Origin of the sequence: Streptomyces sp. SID8374, from assembly GCF_009865135.1 — a bacterium.
Taxonomy (GTDB): Bacteria; Actinomycetota; Actinomycetes; order Streptomycetales; family Streptomycetaceae; genus Streptomyces.
In genome coordinates this window covers 577,901-600,334 of record NZ_WWGH01000001.1, presented here as the reverse complement: position 1 = coordinate 600,334, position 22,434 = coordinate 577,901, and the positions used below count along the sequence as shown (strand labels likewise).

General features: G+C 72.3%; 17 protein-coding genes. 5 read left to right on the top strand and 12 right to left on the bottom strand.

Annotation, left to right across the window (positions count from 1 at the left end; genetic code table 11):
• Nucleotides 1–12: 12 nt before the first annotated feature.
• The gene (locus tag GTY67_RS02610) at nucleotides 13–876 is read right to left on the bottom strand and encodes an aminoglycoside phosphotransferase family protein (protein ID WP_161279940.1); all 864 of its coding nucleotides are present in this window, start codon (nucleotides 874–876) and stop codon (nucleotides 13–15) included.
• A 189-nt stretch (nucleotides 877–1,065) separates the two neighbouring features.
• On the opposite strand from GTY67_RS02610, the gene GTY67_RS02605 reads away from it, so the two are divergent.
• Nucleotides 1,066–2,604 carry a fused MFS/spermidine synthase gene (locus GTY67_RS02605; protein WP_161277632.1) on the top strand — a complete coding sequence of 513 codons (1,539 nt, stop codon included), beginning with the start codon at nucleotides 1,066–1,068 and terminating at the stop codon, nucleotides 2,602–2,604.
• 15 nt (nucleotides 2,605–2,619) lie between these two features.
• On the opposite strand, the gene GTY67_RS02600 is transcribed toward GTY67_RS02605, so the two are convergent.
• The 5 genes from GTY67_RS02600 to GTY67_RS02580 form a co-directional block, all read right to left on the bottom strand.
• Complete coding sequence (locus GTY67_RS02600; RefSeq protein WP_093694583.1) at nucleotides 2,620–4,401, bottom strand: ABC transporter ATP-binding protein; 1,782 nt, start codon at nucleotides 4,399–4,401, stop codon at nucleotides 2,620–2,622.
• Nucleotides 4,398–6,224, bottom strand: a complete 1,827-nt coding sequence (locus GTY67_RS02595; protein WP_161279939.1) for an ABC transporter ATP-binding protein — start codon at nucleotides 6,222–6,224, stop codon at nucleotides 4,398–4,400. The genes GTY67_RS02600 and GTY67_RS02595 overlap by 4 nt, the downstream gene beginning before the upstream one ends.
• 165 nt (nucleotides 6,225–6,389) lie before the next feature.
• Nucleotides 6,390–7,862, bottom strand: coding sequence for a Gfo/Idh/MocA family oxidoreductase (locus GTY67_RS02590; protein WP_161277631.1), 1,473 nt, complete (start codon nucleotides 7,860–7,862; stop codon nucleotides 6,390–6,392).
• A gap of 242 nt (nucleotides 7,863–8,104) precedes the next feature.
• Entirely contained in the window at nucleotides 8,105–11,074 is a 2,970-nt protein-coding gene (locus tag GTY67_RS02585; protein WP_161277630.1) for an FAD-binding and (Fe-S)-binding domain-containing protein, read from the bottom strand.
• 136 nt (nucleotides 11,075–11,210) lie between these two features.
• Nucleotides 11,211–11,720 (bottom strand): MarR family transcriptional regulator, encoded by a 510-nt coding sequence (locus tag GTY67_RS02580; protein ID WP_176727628.1) that lies wholly within the window; start codon nucleotides 11,718–11,720, stop codon nucleotides 11,211–11,213.
• Between the two features lie 106 nt (nucleotides 11,721–11,826).
• On the opposite strand from GTY67_RS02580, the gene GTY67_RS02575 reads away from it, so the two are divergent.
• Both GTY67_RS02575 and mltG read left to right on the top strand, forming a co-directional pair.
• Nucleotides 11,827–13,644, top strand: coding sequence for an ABC transporter ATP-binding protein (locus GTY67_RS02575; RefSeq protein WP_161277629.1), 1,818 nt, complete (start codon nucleotides 11,827–11,829; stop codon nucleotides 13,642–13,644).
• A gap of 572 nt (nucleotides 13,645–14,216) precedes the next feature.
• On the top strand, nucleotides 14,217–15,071 hold the full coding sequence (mltG, locus tag GTY67_RS02570; RefSeq protein ID WP_161277628.1) for an endolytic transglycosylase MltG: 855 nt from the start codon (nucleotides 14,217–14,219) through the stop codon (nucleotides 15,069–15,071).
• Between the two features lie 12 nt (nucleotides 15,072–15,083).
• Here mltG and GTY67_RS02565 read toward each other — a convergent pair whose 3' ends face one another.
• The 5 genes from GTY67_RS02565 to GTY67_RS02545 form a co-directional block, all read right to left on the bottom strand.
• Entirely contained in the window at nucleotides 15,084–16,181 is a 1,098-nt protein-coding gene (locus tag GTY67_RS02565; RefSeq protein WP_343238635.1) for an NAD(P)-binding domain-containing protein, read from the bottom strand.
• A gap of 80 nt (nucleotides 16,182–16,261) precedes the next feature.
• Entirely contained in the window at nucleotides 16,262–17,470 is a 1,209-nt protein-coding gene (locus GTY67_RS02560; protein ID WP_161277626.1) for an LLM class flavin-dependent oxidoreductase, read from the bottom strand.
• Nucleotides 17,467–18,501 carry an ABC transporter substrate-binding protein gene (locus tag GTY67_RS02555; protein ID WP_161277625.1) on the bottom strand — a complete coding sequence of 345 codons (1,035 nt, stop codon included), beginning with the start codon at nucleotides 18,499–18,501 and terminating at the stop codon, nucleotides 17,467–17,469. The genes GTY67_RS02560 and GTY67_RS02555 overlap by 4 nt, the downstream gene beginning before the upstream one ends.
• Nucleotides 18,502–18,548: 47 nt before the next feature.
• Nucleotides 18,549–19,373, bottom strand: a complete 825-nt coding sequence (locus tag GTY67_RS02550) for an ABC transporter ATP-binding protein (protein WP_161277624.1) — start codon at nucleotides 19,371–19,373, stop codon at nucleotides 18,549–18,551.
• Nucleotides 19,346–20,236, bottom strand: a complete 891-nt coding sequence (locus GTY67_RS02545) for an ABC transporter permease (protein ID WP_161277623.1) — start codon at nucleotides 20,234–20,236, stop codon at nucleotides 19,346–19,348. The genes GTY67_RS02550 and GTY67_RS02545 overlap by 28 nt, the downstream gene beginning before the upstream one ends.
• A gap of 480 nt (nucleotides 20,237–20,716) precedes the next feature.
• Here GTY67_RS02545 and GTY67_RS02540 point away from each other — a divergent pair, with 480 nt between their 5' ends.
• Together GTY67_RS02540 and GTY67_RS02535 are read left to right on the top strand one after the other, a co-directional pair.
• Nucleotides 20,717–21,139, top strand: coding sequence for a YjbQ family protein (locus GTY67_RS02540; protein ID WP_161277622.1), 423 nt, complete (start codon nucleotides 20,717–20,719; stop codon nucleotides 21,137–21,139).
• A 110-nt stretch (nucleotides 21,140–21,249) separates the two neighbouring features.
• Entirely contained in the window at nucleotides 21,250–21,654 is a 405-nt protein-coding gene (locus tag GTY67_RS02535) for an FKBP-type peptidyl-prolyl cis-trans isomerase (protein ID WP_161277621.1), read from the top strand.
• A 99-nt stretch (nucleotides 21,655–21,753) separates the two neighbouring features.
• On the opposite strand, the gene GTY67_RS02530 is transcribed toward GTY67_RS02535, so the two are convergent.
• Nucleotides 21,754–22,398, bottom strand: coding sequence for a TetR family transcriptional regulator (locus GTY67_RS02530; protein ID WP_161277620.1), 645 nt, complete (start codon nucleotides 22,396–22,398; stop codon nucleotides 21,754–21,756).
• Nucleotides 22,399–22,434: the final 36 nt, after the last annotated feature.

Genomic DNA, 22,434 nt, shown 5'->3' with positions numbered 1-22,434 from the left:
AACGGGGGCCGCTCACAGCGGCGGGCCGACCGCCGGCTCCCGCAGCCAGGAGGCCGCCTCGGCGCCCCCGGGGGCGTCCGGCAGCCGGGGCAGCACCTCGGGGCCGCAGCGCTCGAAGGCCGTACGGGCGGGGACCAGCAGGCTGTGGAAGGGGTGGCCGACCAGGGCGTCGCCCCGGTCGAAGAAGGCGTACCGGCCGGGTGCCGGGGCGAACAGCTGGCCCTCGTGCAGATCGGCGTGGTCCAGCGAGTCCGCGACGCCCGAGGACGCCAGCTCCTCGGACCAGTCGGCGACCCGGGGCCGCAGCGCAGCCGGCGCCACCCGGTCCTCCCGGGCCGGCGCGGTGTTCTCCGCGACCAGCCGGTCGAACAGCTCCGGCAGGGCGCGCGGGCCGGCCGCGGGCACCCCCAGCGCCTCGATGGCGTCGTCGTACGGGATGAGATCCCGCTGCATCGCGGCGTACCGGCGCAGCGGCTCCTCCCAGTACCCGGGGTCGGCGGGCTGCCCGTCCAGCGCCTCCCACAGCACCGGGCCGCCGTCCGGGAGGAGCATCCAGCCGCGTGCCGCCTCGACGGCGAGCGGGGTCAGCACATGGTCCGGGACCCAGCGGGCCAGGGCCTCGCTGAGCGGTGCCTCGAAGGCGGCGCCGGGCGGAACGGCCTTGAACCACACGGGCGCCCGCCCCGCGACAGCCAGCCGCACCAGCACCGACCACGGACGCAGCCGCACCCGCCGGGCACCCGTCTCCACGAGCCCGTGGGCGGCGAGTGCCCCGGTCACCCAGCCGAGGGCCTCCGCCCGCCAGACCGGGTCCTCCCAGGGGGTGACGGCGTCCGGGAAGCGCCCCCGGTCCACGGTCGTGTTCTCGGCAGCCAGGGTCGCGCCGGTCGCGGTCTCTTCGGCCAGGGTCTCGTCGTCGCAGGTCACCGGCTCATTGCAGCACCGGGCCCGGCGGGGACGCACCGGGATTTCCGGCCGCCGGGGGAGGGCCCGCTGCCTCCGGCCGTGAGGACAGCGGGGGTTCGGGCAGCGGGAGTCCGGTCGTCCGCATGCGAGGATGCTGCGGTGACCACACCGCCCTCCCCGCCCGTGGCCGACGACCCGCCCCGCGACCAGGGGCTGGGCCAACGCGCCGCAGCCGTCCTGGTGTTCGGCTCCTCGGCCGCGGTCCTGGTGGTCGAGATCGTCGCGCTGCGGCTGCTCGCCCCGTACCTCGGCCTCACCCTGGAGACCAGCACCCTGGTCATCGGCATCGCCCTCACCGCGATCGCCCTGGGCTCCTGGCTGGGCGGGCGCGTCGCCGACCAGGTCGACCCGCACCGGCTCATCGGCCCCGCGCTCGGGGTGTCGGGCGTGGTCGTCGCGCTCACCCCGCTGCTGCTCCGCACCACCGCGGAGTGGGCCGCGCCGCTGCTCCTGCTGGTCGCGGCGGGCACCCTCCTCGTGCCCGGGGCGCTGCTCTCCGCAGTGACCCCGCTCGTGACGAAGCTGCGGCTCACCAGCCTCGCCGAAACCGGCACCGTCGTGGGACGGCTCTCCGGTGTGGGCACCTTCGGCGCCATCGTCGGCACCGTCCTCACCGGCTTCGTCCTGATCTCACGGCTGCCCGTCAGCTCCATCCTGATCGGGCTGGGAACGCTCCTGGTGCTCGGTGCCGTCCTAATCGGCCGGCGGGCCCGCCGCTGGCGCCGGGCCTCGGCCGTGGCGCTGGCCGCCGTCGTGGCCGGTTCCCTCGCCACCGCGTTCGCCCCCGGCGGTTGCGACGCGGAGACCCGCTACCACTGCGCCCGGATCGTCGCGGACCCCGACCGGGCCACCGGCCGCACCCTGGTCCTGGACGGCCTGCGCCATTCGTATGTCGACGTCGAGGACCCGACGTACCTCCGGTTCGGTTATGTGCGCGCCATCGCGGCCGTCGCCGACACCGCCTTCCCTGCGGGCGAGCCGCTCGCCGCCCACCACATCGGGGGCGGCGGCCTCACCTTCCCCCGCTATCTCGCGTCCGTACGCCCCGGGACCCGCAGCCTCGTCTCCGAGATCGACGGCGGGGTCGTCCGCATCGACCGCGAACAGCTCAACCTGGGGGCCTCCAGCGGCATCGACGTACGCGTGGAGGACGCCCGGCTCGGCCTGAAGCGGCTGGAGGCCGACAGCCGGGACCTCGTCGTGGGCGACGCCTTCGGGGGTGTCAGCGTGCCGTGGCACCTCACGACCACCGAGGCGCTGAGGGACGTCCACCGGGCGCTCAGGAAGGACGGGCTGTACGCCGCCAACCTCATCGACCACGGCCGCCTCGCCTTCGCCCGCGCCGAAGTCGCCACGCTGGCCGAGGTGTTCGAGCACGTCGCCGTCATCGGCGCCCCCGTGGACATCGGCCTCGACCCGGCCGCGACCCCGGTGGGCGGCAACATGGTGGTGCTCGCCTCCGACCGGCCCCTCGACGCCCCCGCGATCCAGAAGGCCCTGGACGCCCGGGAGACCGGCTGGAGGATCGCCACGGGCGACACCGTGACGGCCTGGACCGGCGACGCCCCGGTCCTCACCGACGATCACGCGCCCGTGGACCAGCTCCTCCAGCCGCACCCCGTCCGAACGGCCCGGTGAACCCTTGAAGGGCCCTCACCCGTGCCAGGACCGCCACAGCGCCGCGTAGGCCCCGTCCGCCGCCACCAGCTCGTCATGGCTGCCCAGTTCGCTGATCCGGCCGTCCTCCACCACCGCGATCACATCCGCGTCGTGCGCGGTGTGCAGCCGGTGCGCGATCGCCACCACCGTACGGCCCTCCAGCACCCGGGCGAGCGAACGCTCCAGATGGCGGGCGGCCCGCGGGTCCAGCAGCGAGGTCGCCTCGTCCAGCACCAGCGTGTGCGGGTCGGCCAGCACGAGACGGGCGAGCGCGATCTGCTGTGCCTGCGCCGGAGTCAGCGCGAACCCGCCCGAACCGACCTCCGTCTCCAGCCCGTTCTCCAGCCCCTTCGCCCAGCCGTCCGCGTCGACCGCGGCCAGCGACGCCCACAGCTCGGCGTCCTGCGCCCCGTCCCTGGCCAGCAGCAGGTTGTCCCGCAGCGAGCCGACGAAGACGTGGTGCTCCTGGTTGACCAGGGCCACATGCTCCCGGACCCGCTCCGCCGTCATCCGCGACAGCTCGGCCCCGCCGAGGGTCACCTCGCCCGTGCGCGGGGCGTAGATACCGGCCAGCAGGCGGCCCAGCGTCGACTTGCCCGCGCCCGAGGGCCCGACCAGGGCGAGCCGCGTGCCCGGAGCCACGTCCAGCGACACCTGGTGCAGGACGTCGACACCCTCCCGGTACCCGAACCGCACCTCGTCCGCCCGTACGTCCCGGCCCTCCGGCCCGACCTCGGCGTCACCGGCGTCCGGCTCGATCTCCCGTACGCCGACCAGCCGCGCCAACGACACCTGGGCCACCTGGAGTTCGTCGTACCAGCGCAGGATCAGGCCGATCGGGTCGACCATCATCTGGGCCAGCAGCGCACCCGTGGTCAGCTGCCCGACCGTCAGCCACCCCTCCAGCACGAACCAGCCGCCGAGCAGCAGGACCGCGCCGAGGATCGTCACGTACGTCGCGTTGACGACCGGGAAGAGGACCGAGCGCAGGAACAGCGTGTACCGCTCCCACGCCGTCCACTCCGTGATCCGCCGGTCCGACAGGGCGACCCGGCGGTCACCGAGCCGGTGCGCCTCCACGGTCCGCCCGGCGTCCACGGTCTCGGCGAGCATCGCGGCGACGGCCGCGTAACCGGCGGCCTCCGAGCGGTACGCCGACGGCGCGCGCCGGAAGTACCAGCGGCAGCCGATGATCAGCACCGGCAGTGCGATGAGCACGGCCAGCGCCAGCGGGGGAGCGGTCACGGTGAGCGCGCCGAGCAGCAGCCCGGCCCAGACGATGCCGATCGCCAGCTGCGGCACGGCCTCGCGCATCGCGTTGGCCAGCCGGTCGATGTCCGTGGTGATCCGGGAGAGCAGATCGCCGGTCCCGGCCCGCTCCAGGACGCCCGGCGGCAGCCCCACCGACCGTACGAGGAAGTCCTCGCGCAGATCGGCGAGCATCTCCTCGCCCAGCATCGCCCCGCGCAGCCGCATGGACCGGGTGAAGACCGTCTGGACCACCAGCGCGACGGCGAAGATCGCGGCCGTGCGCTCCAGATGGAGGTCGGTGACCCCCTCGGAGAGGTCCTCGACCAGCCCGCCCAGCAGATACGGCCCGGCGATCGACGCGATGACCGCCACCGCGTTGGCGCCGATGAGGAGGGCGAAGGCCTTGCGGTGGCGCCGCAGCAGATGCCGTACGTAACTCCGTACGGTCGTGGGGGTGCCCACGGGCAGGGTGGTGGCCGACTCCGGGGCGGCCGGGTCGTACGCCGGTGGTGCGACGCCGATCATGCCCTCTCCTCGATTTCCTGGGTGCTGGTGTTCATGGCGGGGACCGTGACGTTGCCCGCCGCCGCTTCCTCGTCGGTCTCGCGGGTGACGACGGCCCGGTAGCGCGGCTCGGTGCGCAGCAGGTCGCGGTGGGTGCCCACGGCGACCACGCTGCCCTCGTGGACGAGGACGACCCGGTCGGCGACGTCCAGCAGCAGCGGGGACGAGGCGAACGCGACCGTCGTACGGCCCCGGCGCAGCCCCGCGACCCCGGCGGCGACGCGCGCCTCGGTGTGCGAGTCGACGGCGGAGGTCGGCTCGTCCAGGACCAGCGCCTCCGGGTCGGTGATCAGCGACCGGGCCAGTGCGAGGCGCTGGCGCTGACCGCCCGAGAGCGACCTGCCCCGCTCGGTGATCCGGGTCCGCATCGGGTCCCCGTCGTCGTCCGGGGAGGCCTGGGCCAGTGCGGCGAGCACATCGCCGCACTGCGCGGCCTCCAGCGCCTGTTCGGCGGTGACCAGGCCGGAGGACGGTACGTCCAGCAGCTCCTGGAGCGTGCCGGAGAGCAGCACCGGGTCCTTGTCCTGGACCAGGACGGCGGTCCGGGCGGTGTCCAGCGGGAGTTCGTCCAGCGCGACGGCGCCGAGCAGGACGGACGGTGCCTTCTTCGCCTCCTCGGTGCTCTCGTCGCCGGTCTGGGCGTGGCCGCCGAGGCGCTCGGCCAGCCGTCCCGCCTCGTCCGGGTCGCCGCAGACGACGGCGGTGAACTGCCCCTGGGGAGCCATCAGTCCGGTGGCCGGGTCGTACAGGTCGCCCGACGGAACGCCCGCCTCCGTCGCCGTCCGGTCACTGCGGCGCAGCGACAGCACCCGTACGGCGCGCTGTGCGGACGGCCGGGAGAAGGAGTAGGCCATCGCGATCTCTTCGAAGTGGCGCAAGGGGAACAGCATCAGCGTGGCCGCGCTGTAGACCGTGACCAGCTGGCCCACGTCGATGCGGCCCTCGCGGGCCAGCGTCGCCCCGTACCAGACCAGGGAGATCAGCAGGATGCCCGGCAGCAGCACCTGCACCGCCGAGATCAGCGCCCACATCCTGGCGCTGCGCACGGCCGCCTTCCTGACCTCCTGGGAGGCGCGGCGGTAACGGCCGAGGAACAGCTCCTCGCCGCCGATGCCGCGCAGCACCCGCAGTCCGGCCACGGTGTCCGAGGCCAGCTCGGTAGCCTTGCCCGCCTTCTCACGCTGCTCGTCGGCGCGCCGGGTGGCGCGGGGGAGCAGCGGCAGCACGGCGAGGGCCAGGACCGGCATGGCGACGGCCACCAGCACACCGAGGGTCGGGAGGTAGATGACCAGCCCCACGCAGACCACGACGAGCGCGATGGCGGCGGCCAGGAAGCGCGAGAGCGCCTCGACGAACCAGCCGATCTTCTCCACGTCACCGGTCGACACGGCGACGACCTCACCGGCGGCCACCCGCCGGGTCAGGGCGGCGCCCAGCTCGGCGGTCTTGCGCGCCAGGAGCTGCTGCACCCGGGCGGCGGCGGTGATCCAGTTGGTGACGGCGGTCCGGTGGAGCATGGTGTCGCCGACCCCGATGAGGACGCCCAGGGCCACGATCAGACCGCCGGCCAGCGCCAGGCGTGTGCCGGAGCGTTCGATGACGGCCTGGACGGCGACGCCGACGGTGACCGGGAGCCCGGCGATGCTCAGCTGGTGGAGCAGTCCCCAGCCGAGGGACTTGAGCTGTCCGCCGAGCTGATTGCGCCCGAGCCAGTACAGGAAGCGAGGGCCCGACCGTACATCGGGGTCGCCGGGATCCGAATACGGAAGATCGCGAATCTGCATGACGTCCCAGGGCTCGGTGTGCGCGAGGCCCGTGCGGGCCTCGGAGAACGGGGTGACCAAACCGTGCAAGGTTCGCTTCCCGTCCCCCTCAGGGGCAACCGGTTTTCTCCGCCCTGGAGGCCGCCTTCGGGGTCCCGTGCCGAGCCGCCCGGGACCCCGCGGCCGTCACGCGGCCGGCTTCTCCGAGTCCATGCCGGACCTGGCCTTCTTCCACGCGCCACGGGTGAAGTCCGGTATGGGGAGCGGGGCGCCCTTGGCCTTGATGGAGAGATGGCTGAGCGGCACCGGGGCCGTCCAGGTCGCCGCGTCGTACACGTCGAAGTCCGGGACCAGTCCCAGCCGCATGCACTGCATCAGCCGGAACACCATGATGTAGTCCATCCCGCCATGGCCGCCCGGCGGATTGGCGTGTTCCTTCCACAGCCAGTGGTCCCACTCGGCGTACTTCGAGAAGTCGGCCCACCGGTCGTCCGTGTGGTCGGGCTCGATGTAGATCCGCTCCGGGTAGTCCTCGAATACCCCCCGGGTACCACCGAGGCTGTTGATACGGGAGTACGGGTGCGGCGTCGACACATCGTGCTCCAGCCGGATCACCCGGCCCTTGGCGGTCTGCACGAGGCTGATCGTCCGGTCGGCGCCGATGTACGACTCCTTCCAGCTGGGGTCGCCCGGTGGCATGTGCTCCTTGCGGTACTCGGCGAGGCCGAGGGCGGGGGTGCCGATGCTGGTGATGGAGACGGCACGGTCGCCCCGGTTGACGTCCATGTAGTTGGCGACCGGCCCGAACCCGTGGTTGGGGTAGAGGTCCCCGCGCAGCCGGGTGTGCCAGAGCCGCCGCCAGGGGCCCTCGTAGTAGTCCGGGTCGAACATCAGCCCGCGCAGATCGTGGTTGTACGCCCCCGCCCCGTGCAGCAGCTCCCCGAAGAGACCCGCGTGCGCCATCCGGAGCACCCGCATCTCGTTCTTGCCGTAACAGCAGTTCTCCAGCTGCATGCAGTGGCGCCGCGTGCGCTCGGAGAGGTCGACGAGCTGCCACAGCTCTTCGAGCCGCATCGCGATCGGACACTCGACGCCGACGTGCTTGCCGTTCAGCATCGCCGCCTTCGCCATCGGGAAGTGCAGCTCCCAGGGCGTGGCCACATAGACGAAGTCGATGTCCCCGCGCCGGCAGAGGTTGACGTAGTCCTCCTCGCCCTTGGCGTAGACGGCGGGCGCGGGCTGCCCGGCCTTCGTCACCTTGGCGGCGGCCTTCTCCGTCTTCTCCCGGACCGGGTCGCAGACCGCCACGACCCGGACGCCGGGGACCGCGAGGAAGAGGTCGATCATGCTGTCGCCCCGGTTGCCGAGGCCCACGATGCCGACCCGCACGGTCGATCGCCGCTCGAAGGGGACGTCGGTCATCGTGCGGCCCTGGCGGGCGGGGGCGGCTGTCGCGGCCTGCACGGCCTCCGGCGTGGCGGCTTCGGCGGCCGACGCGGTGCCGCCCGTGAGCGAGCTGAGGCCGAGTCCGGCGCCGGCCACGCCCGCCGTGGTCCACAGCACCGAACGGCGGCTGGGATCCTGCCGGTCGGTGTCGTCGCCGGTCTGCTGCGGGGGGAGGTCCTGCGGTGCCTGTCCGGGCCGGGCGTCGTCGTTCATCGAGCCTCCAGGTGGGGTGTGGGGGTTCTGGACGTGCGCGAGCGGGGCCGGGTCCCGTAGGGGTGTGAGCGACCCCGGGACCGGGCCTCGGTAAGGACCCTGGACGGTGAGGCTGATGGTGCGCAAGGGAGCCAATTGGACTCTCGTCCTCAAACCATGGACTTTTCTTCCGGGCGCGCGAACGCCCCGACTGGTTCAACCAGTCGGGGCGTCTGACCTGCGCTGTCGGTCCCTCGGGGCAGTCAGCGGCCGGGCGGCCGGGTGGCGCGCTCCAGTGCGATCAGGGCCGAGCGGTACGGGTGCCCGGTGGCTCGCTCCATGCCGATCTCGCACATGCGGTTGGCCGACAGATAGGAGTCGTACGTACGGGAGTTGACCTCGGCCGCCTCCTTGGCCGTGGCCGCGGCGGTCAGCTCCTTGTGCAGCATGCCCCGGTCGCCCGCGAACGCGCAGCACCCCGCTCCGTCCGGGACGGTCACCTCCTCTGCGCACGCCTCGGCCAGCACCCGCAACTGCTCGGTGTCGCCCAGGTGTTCCATGGAGCATGTCGGATGGACGACGGCCGATCCGGCCCTCTCGGACACCGTCAGCTCCGGCAGGAGGTCACCGGCCGCCCAGACGAGCGAGTCCACCACGGTCAGCTCCCGGTGCAGGGCCCGGTTGTCCTCGGTGAGGTAGGGCACGACCTCCTCGGCGATACCGAGGGTGCAGGAGGACGCGTCCACGACCAGCGGCAGGGCTCCACCGGCCGTCCAGCCCCAGGCCGCCTCCACGATCCGGTTCGCCATGACCCTGTTGCCGGCGTCGTACCCCTTGGAGTGCCAGATCGTCGCGCAGCACGTGCCCGCGACGTCCTCGGGGATCCATACCGGCTTTCCGGCCCGCTCGGAGACGGCGACCACGGCCTCGGCGAGGGAGGGGCTGCGGCTGCCGTCGGGCCCGGCCTCCCGTCCCGTCTCCGGTCCGGCGAAGATGCGGTTCACACAGGCCGGGTAGTAGACCGCGCTCGCCCCCACCCGTGCGGTGCGCGGCAGCTTCCGGGCGGCGGAACCGGGGAGCTGGGGCAGCCACTCCGGTACGAGGTCGGGGCGGACGGCCCTGCGGGCGAGCCGCGTCACGGTTTGCAGCAGCCGGTCGCCGCCCCGCTCCCCGATGGCGTTCCCCGCTGCCACGGCGAGCCGCGCCGAGGCCTCCACCACGCGGAAGTTCTTCGCGGTGAGCGCGGCGATCCGCTCCTCGCGCGGGGAGTGCCTGAGATGCCGGAACCCCTTCATCATCGCCCCGGTGTCGATGCCGACCGGGCAGGCGAGCTTGCAGGTGGAGTCCCCGGCGCAGGTGTCCACCGCGTCGTATCCGTAGGCGTCGAGGAGACCGGCCTCCACCGGGGAGCCGTCCGCTTGGCGCATCATCTCCCGGCGCAGCACGATCCGCTGGCGCGGAGTGGTCGTCAGGTCCTCGCTGGGGCAGGTGGGTTCGCAGAAGCCGCACTCGATGCACGGGTCGGCGACCGCCTCCACCTTCGGAATGGTCTTCAGCCCCCGCAGATGGGCCCGCGGATCACGGTCGAGGACGATCCGCGGCGCGAGCACGCCTTCGGGGTCGATGACCTGCTTGGTCCGCCACATCAGCTCCGTCGCCCGCGCGCCCCACTCGCGCTCCAGGAACGGCGCGATGTTGCGGCCGGTGGCGTGCTCCGCCTTCAGCGATCCGTCGAAGCGGTCCACGACGAGCGCGCAGAACTCCTGCATGAAGGCGTCGTACCTCTCGACGTCATCGGGGCGCGCCGCGTCGAAGGCGAGCAGGAAGTGCAGATTGCCGTGGGCCGCGTGACCGGCGACGGCCGCGTCGAAGCCATGGCGCGACTGGAGCTCCAGCAGCGCCTCGCAGGCGTCGGCCAGCCGGTCCGGCGGCACCGCGAAGTCCTCGGTGATCAGCGTCGTACCCGAGGGGCGGGAGCCGCCGACCGCCGTCACGAACGCCTTGCGCGCCTTCCAGTACCCGGCGATCGTCCGCGCGTCCCGGGTGAACGCGTTGGTGACGGAGGCGGCCGGCACCACCAGGTCGAGTCCCCGCATCACCTCGGCGGCCGCTTCCTCGAACGCCTCTTGGCCCGCCTCGTCCGGGGCCCGGAACTCCACCAGCAGCGCGGCCGTCTCCCGGGGCAGCGCCGCCCAGTCCGCCGGGACGCCCTTCACGCTGACCGAGGCGCGCAGGGTGTTGCCGTCCATCAGCTCCACCGCGATCGCCCCGGCCTCGTTGAACCGGGGGACGGCGGCCGCTGCGGCGGTGAGGGAGGGGAAGAAGAGCAGGGCGCTGGTCACCCGCTTGTCCAGCGGCAGGGTGTCGAAGACGGTCTCGGAGATGAAGCCGAACGTGCCCTCGGAGCCGACCATGAGCCCGCGCAGGATCTGTACGGGCGTCTCCCCGTCGAGGAACGCGTCCAGCCGGTAGCCGTTGGTGTTCTTGATCGCGTACTTGGCGCGGATACGGGCCGTCAGCTCCTGGTCGGCCTCGATCTCCGCCTTGAGCTCCAGCAGCCCGGCGCACAGCCTCGGCTCCGCCCGCGCCAGCTCCTCGTCGGCGGCCGGGTCGGCGGTGTCTACGACGGTGCCGCTCGGCAGGACGAAGGTGAGCGAGGCGAGCGTGCGGTAGGAGTTGCGGGTGGTGCCGGCCGTCATGCCCGAGGCGTTGTTGGCGACGACCCCGCCGACCGTGCAGGCGATGGCGCTCGCCGGGTCGGGGCCCAGCAGCCTGCCGTACCGGGCCAGCGTGGTGTTGGCCCGCAGGACGGTGGTGCCGGGCCGGATACGGGCCCGCGCCCCGTCGTCCAGCACCTCGACGCCGGTCCAGTGGCGGCGTACGTCGACGAGGATGTCCTCGCCCTGCGCCTGGCCGTTGAGGCTGGTGCCCGCGGCCCGGAAGACGACCTCGCGGCCCTTGCCGTGGGCGTACGACAGGATCGCGGAGACGTCGTCGATGGAGTCGGGGACCAGCACGACCCGGGGGAGGAAGCGGTAGGGGCTGGCGTCGGAGGCGTACCGCACGAGGTCGGAGATCTTCCAGAGCACCTTGTCCGCGCCGAGCAGGGCGGTCAGCTCGGAGCGCAGGGGCTCCGGGGTGCCGGACGCGCTCCGGTCGGTGACCCGGTCGACGGCGGGTGCGCGCGCCGTACGGGGGCGGAGGGCTTCCGGGTCGGGCTCCAGCAGCGGCATGTCGGCATCCTCTTCGACGTTCGGTACGGTCCGGCGCACGGCCCCGGCGGTCCCGGTGGCTTCTACCCCGGTGCCGGCCCCGGCACCTGGTCCCCGTTGCCTTCCGGTTCCCGGGCTCCGGCTCCGGCGCGCGGGCTCAGCAGCGGCGCTCCGGCATTCCGTCGACCAGAGCGGAGAGCAGCCCGCCGAGCACCTCGCGCTGCTCGGCGGTCAACGGAGCCAGGATCTCCTCCGCGGCCGCCCGGCGCGCGTTGCGCAGGGAACGCAGCGTGGCGCGCCCCTCGTCGGTGATCTCGATGCGCACCACCCGGCGGCTGTCCGGATCCGGGGCGCGGCGGACCCGCCCGCTCGCCTCCAGGGCGTCGACCAGCGTCGTCACGGCGCGCGGGACGACGTCCAGGCGCTGGGCGAGATCGGCCATCCGGGGGGCGGCGTCGTAGCTCGCGACGGTCCGCAGCAGCCGGAACTGGGCCGGAGTGATGCCGATCGGCTCCAGCTGGCGGCTCTGGATGCGGTGCAGCCGGCGCGTCAGCCGCAGGAGCTGCTCGGCGAGCATGCCGTCGGGGTCGCGGTCACGATCGTGGGACCGCTCAGTGGCGGCCGCCGCATCCGCGGCATCGGCGTCGGGGGAATCTGAGGCGTCCATACGGGAACAATATCAGGACCCCGTTCATTGTGAGTACAGGTAACAATGAGCTAAGCTCTGAACGCCGGATATGTCCGGCCGTTCCTCACGCCCCACGAAGGAGCCCATGAAACCCGACGAACTCACGTGGACGCCCCCGCCCGATGCCCGCGCCGCCTCCGACCGGACGCCCGGCGAGGTGCGCCGCATCCTCCGCCTCTTCCATCCCTACCGCGGCCGGCTCGCCGTGGTCGGCCTGCTGGTCGGCGCCTCCTCCCTGGTGTCGGTCGCCTCCCCGTTCCTGCTGCGCGAGATCCTGGACACAGCGATCCCCCAGGGGCGCACGGGGCTGCTGACGCTGCTGGCGCTCGGCATGATCGCCACCGCCGTGATGAACAGCGTCTTCGGCGTCCTGCAGACCCTGATCTCGACGACCGTCGGCCAGCGCGTCATGCACGACCTGCGCACCGCTGTGTACACCCAGCTCCAGCGGATGCCGCTCGCCTTCTTCACCCGGACGCGCACGGGCGAGGTCCAGTCCCGCATCGCCAACGACATCGGCGGCATGCAGGCGACGGTCACCTCGACGGCGACCTCGCTCGTCTCCAACCTCACCGCCGTGATCGCCACCGTCGTCGCGATGCTCGCCCTCGACTGGCGCCTCACCGTCGTCTCGCTGCTCCTGCTGCCGGTCTTCGTCGCGATCAGCCGCCGTGTCGGCCGGGAGCGCAAGAGGATCACCACCCAGCGCCAGAAGCAGATGGCCGCCATGGCCGCCACGGTGACCGAGTCCCTGTCGGTCAGCGGCATCCTGCTCGGCCGCACGATGGGCCGCTCCGACTCCCTCACCAAGGGGTTCACCGAGGAGTCCGAGCGCCTGGTCGACCTGGAAGTCCGCTCCAACATGGCCGGCCGCTGGCGGATGTCCACCATCGGCATCGTGATGGCCGCCATGCCCGCCGTCATCTACTGGGTGGCCGGCCTCACCATCCAGCCGGGCGGGACCGCCGTCTCCATCGGCACGCTCGTCGCCTTCGTCACCCTCCAGCAAGGGCTTTTCCGCCCGGCGGTGAGCCTGCTCTCCACCGGTGTGCAGATGCAGACCTCCCTCGCCCTCTTCCAGCGGATCTTCGAGTATCTCGACCTCACGGTGGACATCACCGAGCCCGAGAAGCCCGTCCGGCTGGAGAAGATCCGCGGCGAGATCGCCTTCGAGAACGTCGACTTCAGCTACGACGAGAAGAGCGGCCCCACGCTCAGCGGTATCGATGTGACCGTCCCGGCCGGCAACAGCCTGGCGGTCGTCGGCCCCACCGGCTCCGGCAAGTCCACGCTCAGCTATCTCGTGCCCCGGCTCTACGACGTCACCGGCGGCCGGGTCACCCTCGACGGGGTCGACGTCCGGGACCTGGACTTCGACACCCTGGCCCGAGCGGTCGGCGTGGTCTCCCAGGAGACCTATCTCTTCCACGCCTCCGTCGCCGACAACCTGCGCTTCGCCAAGCCGGATGCCACCGCCGAGGAGATCGAGGCCGCGGCCCGGGCCGCGCAGATCCACGACCACATCGTCTCCCTGCCCGACGGGTACGACACCCTCGTCGGCGAGCGCGGCTACCGCTTCTCGGGCGGCGAGAAGCAGCGCCTGGCCATCGCCCGCACCATCCTCCGCGACCCGCCGGTGCTGATCCTCGACGAGGCGACCAGCGCCCTCGACACCCGTACGGAACACGCCGTGCAGGAAGCGATCGACGCCCTCTCCGAGGGCCGCACCACCCTCACCATCGCGCACCGCCTCTCCACCGTCCGCGACGCGGACCAGATCGTCGTCCTGGATGCCGGCCGCATAGCCGAACGCGGCACGCACGAGGAGCTGCTCGGCCGGGACGGGCGCTACGCCGCCCTGATCCGCCGCGACTCCCACCAGACCCCGGTCCCGGCCTCCTGACCGTGCGCCGCAGCAGGCCGGACCCCGACGCCACCCGCGCACGGCCCGCACCCGCTGACCCGGGTGCGCCGGACACTCGACGCGCTCGCGGAGGTGGTGACGGCCGACTCCGGGTTCACCGCGCGGCCGCCCTTCGCCGGACCGGGCGCGGCAAGGGGCTGAAGCCGTACGCGGGCTGTACGGCGCCCAGGCTCCGTACACGCAGCGGCGCCGCCGCTCCCGTGGGACGGGGAGCGACGGCGCCGGGCGGAGCGATGGTCAGACGAGCCAACCCACGAAGTGGACGATGCCGGCCAGCAGGTTGGTCAGGAAGTTCATCTGGTGCTTCTCCTTGTGCGTGATGCATGTGTGGGACGTGCGCGGTAGCGGTCTGCAGCCCGTTGACTGCGCTCTGCAATCATCACGCCCGGCGGGGAGGATCAGCAACGAATTCCCATACGATCACGCGTTCCAGCGAACACCCGATCCCTTGTTCGTGTGTTCTGGTCGTGCGGTACGGCGTTCGTGTCGCCCGGGCCGACGCCGCAGCCGGGCTACCGGCCCGGGGGAGCGGACCGGGTTAACGTGCCCGCATGGTGAACGAGTCCCCGGACGCCCGTCCCCGTCGCAGACTCCGCCCGACCCGCCGCGGAAAGATCGTCCTGATCGTCACCGCGCTGCTCGTCGTGTCGGCCGCCGTACTGATCCCGCTCTCCCTGCTCGGCTCGGACGAGGAGAAGAAGCAGGAGCGCCCGCAGAGCACCCTGGTGATCCCGGAGGGCTGGCGCGCCTCGCAGGTGTACGAGGCCGTCGACCGGGCGCTCGGCCTGAAGTCCGGCTCCACGGAGAAGACCGCGGCGACGGTGGACCTGGAGCTGCCCGAGCAGGCCGAGGGCAACCCCGAGGGGTACCTCTTCCCGGCCACGTATCCGATCGACTCCGCGACCGAGCCGGCGGGCCTGCTGCGCTACATGGCTGACACCGCCCGCAAACGGCTCGGCGCGGACCACATCACCGCCGGGGTGCAGCGCAACAACGTCACGGTCTACGAGACGGCCACGATCGCCAGCATCGTCCAGGCCGAGGCCGACACCGCCTCCGACATGGGCAAGGTCGCCCGGGTCGTCTACAACCGGCTGCTCAAGGACATGCCGTTGCAGATGGACTCCACCATCAACTACGCCCTCAAGCGCTCCACCCTGGACACCACGACCACCGACACCCAGCTGGACAGCCCGTACAACAGTTACGTACGCAAGGGCCTGCCGCCGACGCCCATCGGCAACCCGGGCGAAGAGGCGCTGCGCGCCGCGATCAGCCCCACGCCCGGCCCCTGGCTCTACTTCGTCACGGTCGCGCCTGGGGACACCCGGTTCACCGACAGCTACGACGAACAGCAGAAGAACGTCGAGGAGTTCAACCGCAACCGCCGCGCGGCCACGGGCTGACGGCCCCGGCCCTCAGCCGACCGCCCCGGCCTTCTCGTCCACGCTCCGTCGGCCACCGGTCTCCTCCAGCAGCCGCAGCACCGACCGTACGGCGGTGCGCCCGGCCCGGTTGGCGCCGATGGTACTGGCGGACGGCCCGTACCCGACGAGATGGACGCGTCGATCCCGTACGGCCCGGGTGTTCTCCGCCCGGATGCCGCCGCCCGGCTCGCGCAGCTTGAGCGGTGCCAGGTGGTCGACGGCGGGCCGGAAGCCGGTCGCCCAGAGGATCACATCCGCCTCGACGCTCCGGCCGTCGTCCCAGGCCACCCCGGTCGGCGTGATCCGGTCGAACATCGGCAGCCGGTCCAGCACTCCCTGCTCACGGGCGCGCCGCACCGCGTCGGTGACCGGCAGCCCGGTCACGGACACCACGCTCTGCGGCGGAAGCCCCTGGCGGACCCGCTCCTCCACCATCGCCACGGCCGCCCGCCCCCATTCCTCGGTGAACGGCTCGTCGCGGAAGACCGGTTCGCGCCGGGTCACCCAGAACGTCTCGGCGGCGTACTCGGCGATCTCCATCAGGTGCTGCGTACCGGAGGCGCCGCCCCCGACCACGATGACCCGCTGCCCGGCGAACTCCTCGGGCCCCGGGTAGTTCGCCGTGTGCAGCTGGCGCCCGCGGAAGGTCTCCTGGCCCGGGTAGCGCGGCCAGAACGGCCGGTCCCAGGTGCCGGTCGCGTTGATCAGCGCGCGCGGGGCGTACGTACCCTCGGAGGTCTCCACGAGCAGCCGTCCGCCGCTCCCCTCCCGTACGGCGCTCACCTCGACGGGCCGGTGCACGCGCAGCTCGAAGCGCTCCTCGTACGCCGTGAAGTATTCGCGGATGACCTCGGACGAGGGCCGGTCGGGGTCGGCGCCGGTCAGCTCCATGCCCGGCAGCGCGTGCATCCCATGGACCTTGCCGTACGTCAGTGAGGGCCAGCGGAACTGCCAGGCGCCGCCGGGCCGGGGCGCGTGGTCCAGCACCACGAAATCGCGGTCCGGTTCCAGACCGACGCGGCGCAGATGGTGGGCGGCGGACAGCCCCGCCTGCCCGGCGCCGATCACGACCACGTCCAGCTCGCGCACCCCAGTAATGTTCACGTTTCTACTAACTCGCGGGGCGCCCAGGATCTTCCCCGGACGCCCCGCTCGCCGCACCCTGGGGCTCAGCGCCCTCCGGCCAGCAGCAGCGGCGCCCCGCCGGAAGCCGGAGCCGTCCGCGATTCGGTGCCGGGCGCCCCCAGCCGCGGGGACGCCGGAACGGTCGACAGCAGCCCGCGCCGGGCCAGCTCGGGCGTCACGCCCTCACCGAACCAGTACGCCTCTTCCAGATGCGGATAGCCCGAGAGCACGAAGTGCTCCACCCCCAGCGCGTGGTACTCCTCAATCCGGTCGGCCACCTCCGCATGACTGCCCACCAGCGCGGTCCCGGCCCCGCCGCGCACCAGGCCGACGCCCGCCCACAGGTTCGGCGCGATCTCCAGCTTGTCCCGCGAACCGCCGTGCAGCGCCAGCATCCGCTGCTGCCCGACCGACTCGCTCTTCCCCAGCGCCTGCTGGGCCGCCGCGATCGTGTCCGCGTCCAGGTCGTCCAGCAGCCGGTCGGCCGTCGCCCACGCCTCCCGCGACGAGTCACGCGAAATGGTGTGCAGCCGGATACCGAACCGGACCGTACGCCCCTGCTCCTCCGCGAGCCCGCGAATCCAGTCGATCTTCTCCTTCACCTGGGCCGGCGGCTCACCCCAGGTCAGATAGACATCGGCGTGGGCGGCGGCCACCGGACCGGCGGCCGCCGAGGACCCGCCGAAGAAGATCTCCGGCAGCGGGTCCGGCGGCAGCGCGGTCAGCCCGCCCTCCACCTGGTAGTGCTCGCCGTCGAAGTCGTACGGCTGCCCGCTCCAGGCACCCCGGACGACCGACAGGAACTCCGCCGTGCGCGCATAACGCCGGTCGTGGTCCAAGTGGTCGCCGAACCGGCGCTGTTCGGTCGAATCGCCCCCGGTCACCACGTTGAGCAGCAGCCGCCCACGGGTGATCCGCTGGTAGGTGGCGGCCATCTGGGCTGCCAGCACCGGCGAGATGACCCCCGGCCGGAAGGCCACCAGGAACTTCAGCCGCTCGGTGTGCTGCGCGAGCGCCACCGTGGTCAGCCAGGCGTCCTCGCACCATGTGCCGGTCGGCGTCAACACGGCCTCGAAGCCCAGCTGTTCGGCCGCCTTGGCGATCTGCGCCAGATACTCGATGTCCGGGGCGCGCACCCCGCTCACCGGGGTGATCCGGTCGCGCCTGATCCCGCCGTCGGTGTACGCGTGCCGGTCCACGAGCGTCCGGCCGTCACCGCCGGTGGGCAGGAACCAGTGGAGATGGACGTTCATGAGGAGGCCTTTCCGTACGAGCGGGGTGCGGTGGAGGACGGCGGGAGGTTCCGGTTGAAGCGGGTGTCGACGTAGTCCTTGAAGTCGAACCGCCTTGGGATCAGCTTGAGTGCGGCGAACGTGTCGGCGATCTGCTGCTCGGAGGCGATGACGGCGTCGTCGATGGCCACGGGGACGCGGGTGCCGTAGGTGAGCTTCACGGCGTCCAGCGCCACCTCGTAGGGGAGCCCGGTCTCCTTGGCCCACACCTTCGCCCACTCCTCCGGGTGCTCGAAGACCCAGTTCTGCGCCCGCTCCAGCCGGACGAGCAGATCACCGAGGGCCTTCGACTTCTGCTTGTCCTTGAGCGCAGCGGGCGAAGCGACCTGGAAAGCGAGGCCGTTGACGACACCCTCGCCGGTCGTCAGCACCCGGGCGTTGCCCGCCCGCAGGATCTGCGAGGTGTACGGGTCCCAGATCGCCCAGGCGTCCACCTTGCCCCGGCTGAACGCGGCCAACGCGTCAGCGGGCTGGAGGTAGTTGAGCTTCACGTCCTTGATGGAGAGACCGGCCTCCTTGAGCGAGGCGACCAGCTGGAAGTGGGCCGAACTGCCCTGCGCCACGGCGACGGACTTCCCCTTGAGCTGCTCCGGCTTCTTCAGCGGCGAGTCCTTCGGGACGACGATGGCCTCACCGGCCGACGAACCGTGGCTCGCGCCCACGACGACGATGTTCGAGTCCGAACCGGCGGCGAAGACGGGCGGGGTGTTGCCCACCCCTCCGATGTCCACGGCCCCGGCGCTCACGGCCTCCAGCAGCGGTGGGCCGGAGGTGAAGGTGGACCATTTGACGCGGTAGTCCAGGTCGTCGAGTTCTCCGGAGGCCCGCAGGATCGCCTCGTAACCACCCTTCTGGTCACCGACGTTGAGCGTCACGCTGCCCTTGCCGTCGGTGCTGCCTCCGCCCGCCCCCGTGGACGAAGCGCCGCCACCGCAGGCGGCGAGGAGCAGGGCGAGCGGAAGGAGCAGGGCGGGCAGGGGGCGGCGTTTCATGGTGGTTCTCCGTGATGCTCGGGGAAGGGAGCGGGTGGTCAGGGGTGTCATACGTCCGAGTGCGCGGCGGCGGCCGTTTGCTGTTGCGGGTCTGCCTCGGCCTCGGCGTCGGCGGCACCGCCGTCCTCGACGCCGAGCTCGCTCAGCAGCCGCGAACGCAGGCCCGCGAAGCCGGGGGCGCCGACCCCGCGCGGGCGGTCCAGGCCGACGGACGTGTCGTACGCGATGCCGCCGTCCCGCATCACCAGCACCCGGTCGGCCAGCAGCAGCGCCTCGTCCACGTCATGGGTGACCAGGAGGACCGCGCAGCCGCGCCGCTGCCAGAGCTCCGCGACGAGCTGCTGCGCCTTGATCCGGGTCAGCGCGTCCAGTGCGCCGAACGGCTCGTCGAGGAGGAGCAGATCGGGCTCCCGTACCAACGCACGCGCCAGGGAGGCGCGTTGGGCCTCACCGCCGGAGAGCGTCTTGGGCCAGGCGCCCGCCCGGTCGGTCAGCCCGACCTCCGCCAACGCCTTCTCGGCCAGGGCCCGTTCGGGCTTCCCGGGCAGCCCCAGCAGGACATTGCGCCAGACCCGCTTCCAGGGCATCAGGCGCGGCGCCTGGAAGGACACGGCACGGCGACGGGGCACCAGAACTGTCCCCGCTATCTCGCGGTCGAGTCCCGCCAGCACGCGCAGCAGGGTCGACTTTCCGCAACCGCTGCGTCCCAGCAGCGCGGTGAACTCCCCGGCTTTCAGGGTGAGATCGAGACCGTCGATGACGGCACGCCCGTCGAAGGCCCGGGTGAGCCCTTCGACCCGTACGGCGGCTTCGGGCTCCCCGGTGGGGGAGGGGGCCGGGGCGGTCACTGGCCGGTGAAGGTCGGTCGCCATTGCAGCAGCAGCCTTTCGAGGGTCCGGACGATGACGTCGGCGGTGAGGCCGAGGAAGGCGTACACGACGAGGCAGACGACGATCACGTCGGTCCGGAAGAACTCCCGGGCCTGGTTCATCAGGAACCCGATCCCGGCATCGGCGTTGATGGACTCGCCGAAGACGAGCGCGAGCCAGGCGGTGGCCAGCGAGTAACGCAGCCCGGTCATGGCCCCGGGCAACGCCCCCGGCAGCACCACATGACGTACGAGCCCCCACCGGTTGAGCCCCAACGACTCACCGGCTTCGATGAGTTGGGCGTCGACACCCCGAATCCCCGCATACACATTGAGATACAGATGAAAGGCGACCCCGAGCGCGATGAGCGCCACCTTGGGCGCCTCACCGATCCCGAGCCAGATGATGAACAGCGGGATCAGCCCCACCCAGGGGACGGTGCGCAGCATCTGTACGGTCGCGTCGACGAGGTCCTCGCCGAGCCGCGAGAGCCCGGAGACCAGCGCGAGCGCCGTCCCGACGACCCCGCCGAGCACCAGCCCCACGGCCACCCGCTGGAGCGAGACGCCCATGGCGGCGGGAAGGGTCCCGTCGGCGATCAGATCGCCCCCCGCACGGGCGATGGTTCCGGGCGAGGCGAGCACATCGGGGTGCAGCACCCCCGTGGCGCTGAAGACCTGCCAGAGCGCGAGCAGCAGCAGCGGCCCCACGGTGCGCCGCAGCCACCGGGGCACGGACCGCAGCCGCGCCCGGCGCACGGATGCCGGGACGATCGGCTCCAGGTCGGGAGGCGTACGGCTGCTGCCGGAGGCCGGGGCCTTCTCCAGGCCGTCGGACAGATCGGGCGGTGCGTGGCTGATGGTCATGGGGGCTCCACGGAAGGTCGTACGGAGACGGTGATCGGCGACGCTGACACGGCTCACCACTCCGCCCGGCCCCACGACGGCGGCTGCGCCCGGCCCGCGGGCCAGGACACCAGGAACGCCCGGGAGTCCCGGCGCCCCGACCACGTCAGGAGACCGGTGGCTCGGAGGCGGCGGACCCCGGCTGTCGACAGGCCGAAGCAGCCCGGACGGACGCGTGACGGGGAAGGCGAAGGCGCGGCCGACAGGGGGCGGGAGCGGGCGGGGAGGCCCGGTCAGAAGAGGCGCGAAGGGCGCTGAGGGAACGTCAGCAGCCGCGACAACACGCGGCGGATGCCACCCGCAGCAGGTCGATGTGACCGCGCGAGGTGAGCAGAGCTGATCGGAACATGGCGATGAACGTAGTCATCCGGTCAGGACACGGTCAATGGCGTCTCGGAGGGTGGACGTGTGATCTCGCCCTCCGGAAGGGAAGATGGAGCCATGTCCGATTCCTTCACCACCACTGTCCTGAACATCACCACGGGTGCGAGCGAGCGCGTCCTGGACCTGACCCGGGAGTGCGAGGAGTTCCTCACCCGGGCGGCGCCCGGCCGGGACGGCCTCCTGAACATCTTCGTCCCCCACGCCACCGCGGGCATCGCGATCCTGGAGACGGGCGCGGGCAGCGACGACGACCTCCTGGCCGCCCTCCACCACCTGCTCCCGGCGGACGACCGCTGGCAGCACCGCCACGGCAGCCCGGGCCACGGCCGCGACCACGTACTCCCCGCCCTCGTCCCGCCCCACGCCACCCTGCCGGTGATCGGGGGAGCGCTGGAGCTGGGGACCTGGCAGTCGGTGTGCCTGGTGGACACGAACAGGGACAACCCGGAGCGCCAGGTGCGGTTGAGCTTCCTCGGTTAGTGGGACGGCGAAAGGCGACTCCGGCGTAGCGTGATCGTCTGCCGCATGGAAGGTCCGTGTGTCCGGTCGGCCTGTGCGAAGGGTGCCCGGTGGCGAGTGAGGGGACCGTGATGAGCGAACTGACGAAGCCGGTGGTCGAGGTTCCGGAGGGCGACGCGCCTGACGAACTGACGATCCGGGACCTCGTGGTCGGGGATGGGTCCGAGGCGCGGCCGGGCGGAGTCGTGCAGGTCCACTACGTAGGGGTGACGTTCGCGTCCGGGAGGGAGTTCGACTCCTCCTGGGAGTCCGGCCGGCCGTACAAGTTCGCCGTGGGCGGCGGCAAGGTCGTCAGGGGCCTGGACCGGGGGGTGAGGGGGATGAAGGCGGGCGGCCGGCGCGAGATCGTCGTTCCCCCGTGTCTCGGTTACGGCAAGCAGTCGCCTTCCGCGTCGATCCCGGCGCACTCGACGCTGATCTTCGTCGTGGACCTGCTCACGGTGGTGGGCGCCGCCCCGGGGCGGCGCCCGGCTTGACCGGCTGATCGACGAGACCGTCCCGTACGTCGACAACGCGCCCATCCGGGGAGAGCGGTTCCGCCTCCGGGTGGCGGCCCCCTGGCCACCGCGGAGGGCTCACTTCGGCGGGGCGGCCCCGGCCGGGTCGTGAGAGAGCAGGGCGTAGGCGTGGTCGGCGTCGGCCACCGCCTCGGGGTAGAGCTCGTCGGCGGACCGGCCGGCGACGATGCGCCGCCAGTTCACCGACGCCAGGATGCGCTCCGTGGCGATCACCTGGCCGGCCAGCAGGGCGGGGGTGATCTCGCGGACCGAATCGAGAGCGTCGGCCAGGGCCCGGGCCAGCGCCTCCTCGGCCTGGGCCAGGTATTCGCCGACGCGCGCGACCAGGCTCGGGGTTGAGTAGACGAGGCGGTGGAAGGCCAGGACCTCTTCGTCGTCGTTGAGCCCCGTGATGGGGTCCCGGGCCGCGAGCCCGTCCAGGAAGTGCTGGTGCAGGGCGGCGAGGGGGGACACCCCCGGCGGCCGCCCGGCCACGACGGCGCTGCTCGCTCCCTGGTGGTCGGCGAACCGATGGACGACCAGGTCCTCCTTGGTGGGGAAGTACCTGAACAGCGTGGGCTTGGAGACTTCGGCCACGGCCGCGATGTCGACGACCGAGACCTGGTCGAATCCATGCTCCAGGAAGAGCGCGATCGCCGTGTCGGAGATCGTCTCTCTCGTTCGCTGCTTCTTGCGCTCCCGCAAGCCCATGGGTGCATTCACCCGGCCACCGTAGCACCGTCCTTACTCGGGCAATCA

Bases quoted from the DNA above. Each gene is read 5' to 3' on its own strand.
- GTY67_RS02595 (WP_161279939.1), bottom strand. From the start codon at position 6,224: ATGCAGATTCGCGATCTTCCGTATTCGGATCCCGGCGACCCCGATGTA.
- GTY67_RS02585 (WP_161277630.1), bottom strand. From the start codon at position 11,074: ATGCCGCTGCTGGAGCCCGACCCGGAAGCCCTCCGCCCCCGTACGGCG.
- GTY67_RS02600 (WP_093694583.1), bottom strand. From the start codon at position 4,401: ATGATCGGCGTCGCACCACCGGCGTACGACCCGGCCGCCCCGGAGTCG.
- GTY67_RS02535 (WP_161277621.1), top strand. From the start codon at position 21,250: ATGAGCGAACTGACGAAGCCGGTGGTCGAGGTTCCGGAGGGCGACGCG.
- mltG (WP_161277628.1), top strand. From the start codon at position 14,217: ATGGTGAACGAGTCCCCGGACGCCCGTCCCCGTCGCAGACTCCGCCCG.
- GTY67_RS02575 (WP_161277629.1), top strand. From the start codon at position 11,827: ATGAAACCCGACGAACTCACGTGGACGCCCCCGCCCGATGCCCGCGCC.
- GTY67_RS02550 (WP_161277624.1), bottom strand. From the start codon at position 19,373: ATGGCGACCGACCTTCACCGGCCAGTGACCGCCCCGGCCCCCTCCCCC.
- GTY67_RS02555 (WP_161277625.1), bottom strand. From the start codon at position 18,501: ATGAAACGCCGCCCCCTGCCCGCCCTGCTCCTTCCGCTCGCCCTGCTC.
- GTY67_RS02560 (WP_161277626.1), bottom strand. From the start codon at position 17,470: ATGAACGTCCATCTCCACTGGTTCCTGCCCACCGGCGGTGACGGCCGG.
- GTY67_RS02545 (WP_161277623.1), bottom strand. From the start codon at position 20,236: ATGACCATCAGCCACGCACCGCCCGATCTGTCCGACGGCCTGGAGAAG.
- GTY67_RS02540 (WP_161277622.1), top strand. From the start codon at position 20,717: ATGTCCGATTCCTTCACCACCACTGTCCTGAACATCACCACGGGTGCG.
- GTY67_RS02580 (WP_176727628.1), bottom strand. From the start codon at position 11,720: ATGGACGCCTCAGATTCCCCCGACGCCGATGCCGCGGATGCGGCGGCC.
- GTY67_RS02590 (WP_161277631.1), bottom strand. From the start codon at position 7,862: ATGAACGACGACGCCCGGCCCGGACAGGCACCGCAGGACCTCCCCCCG.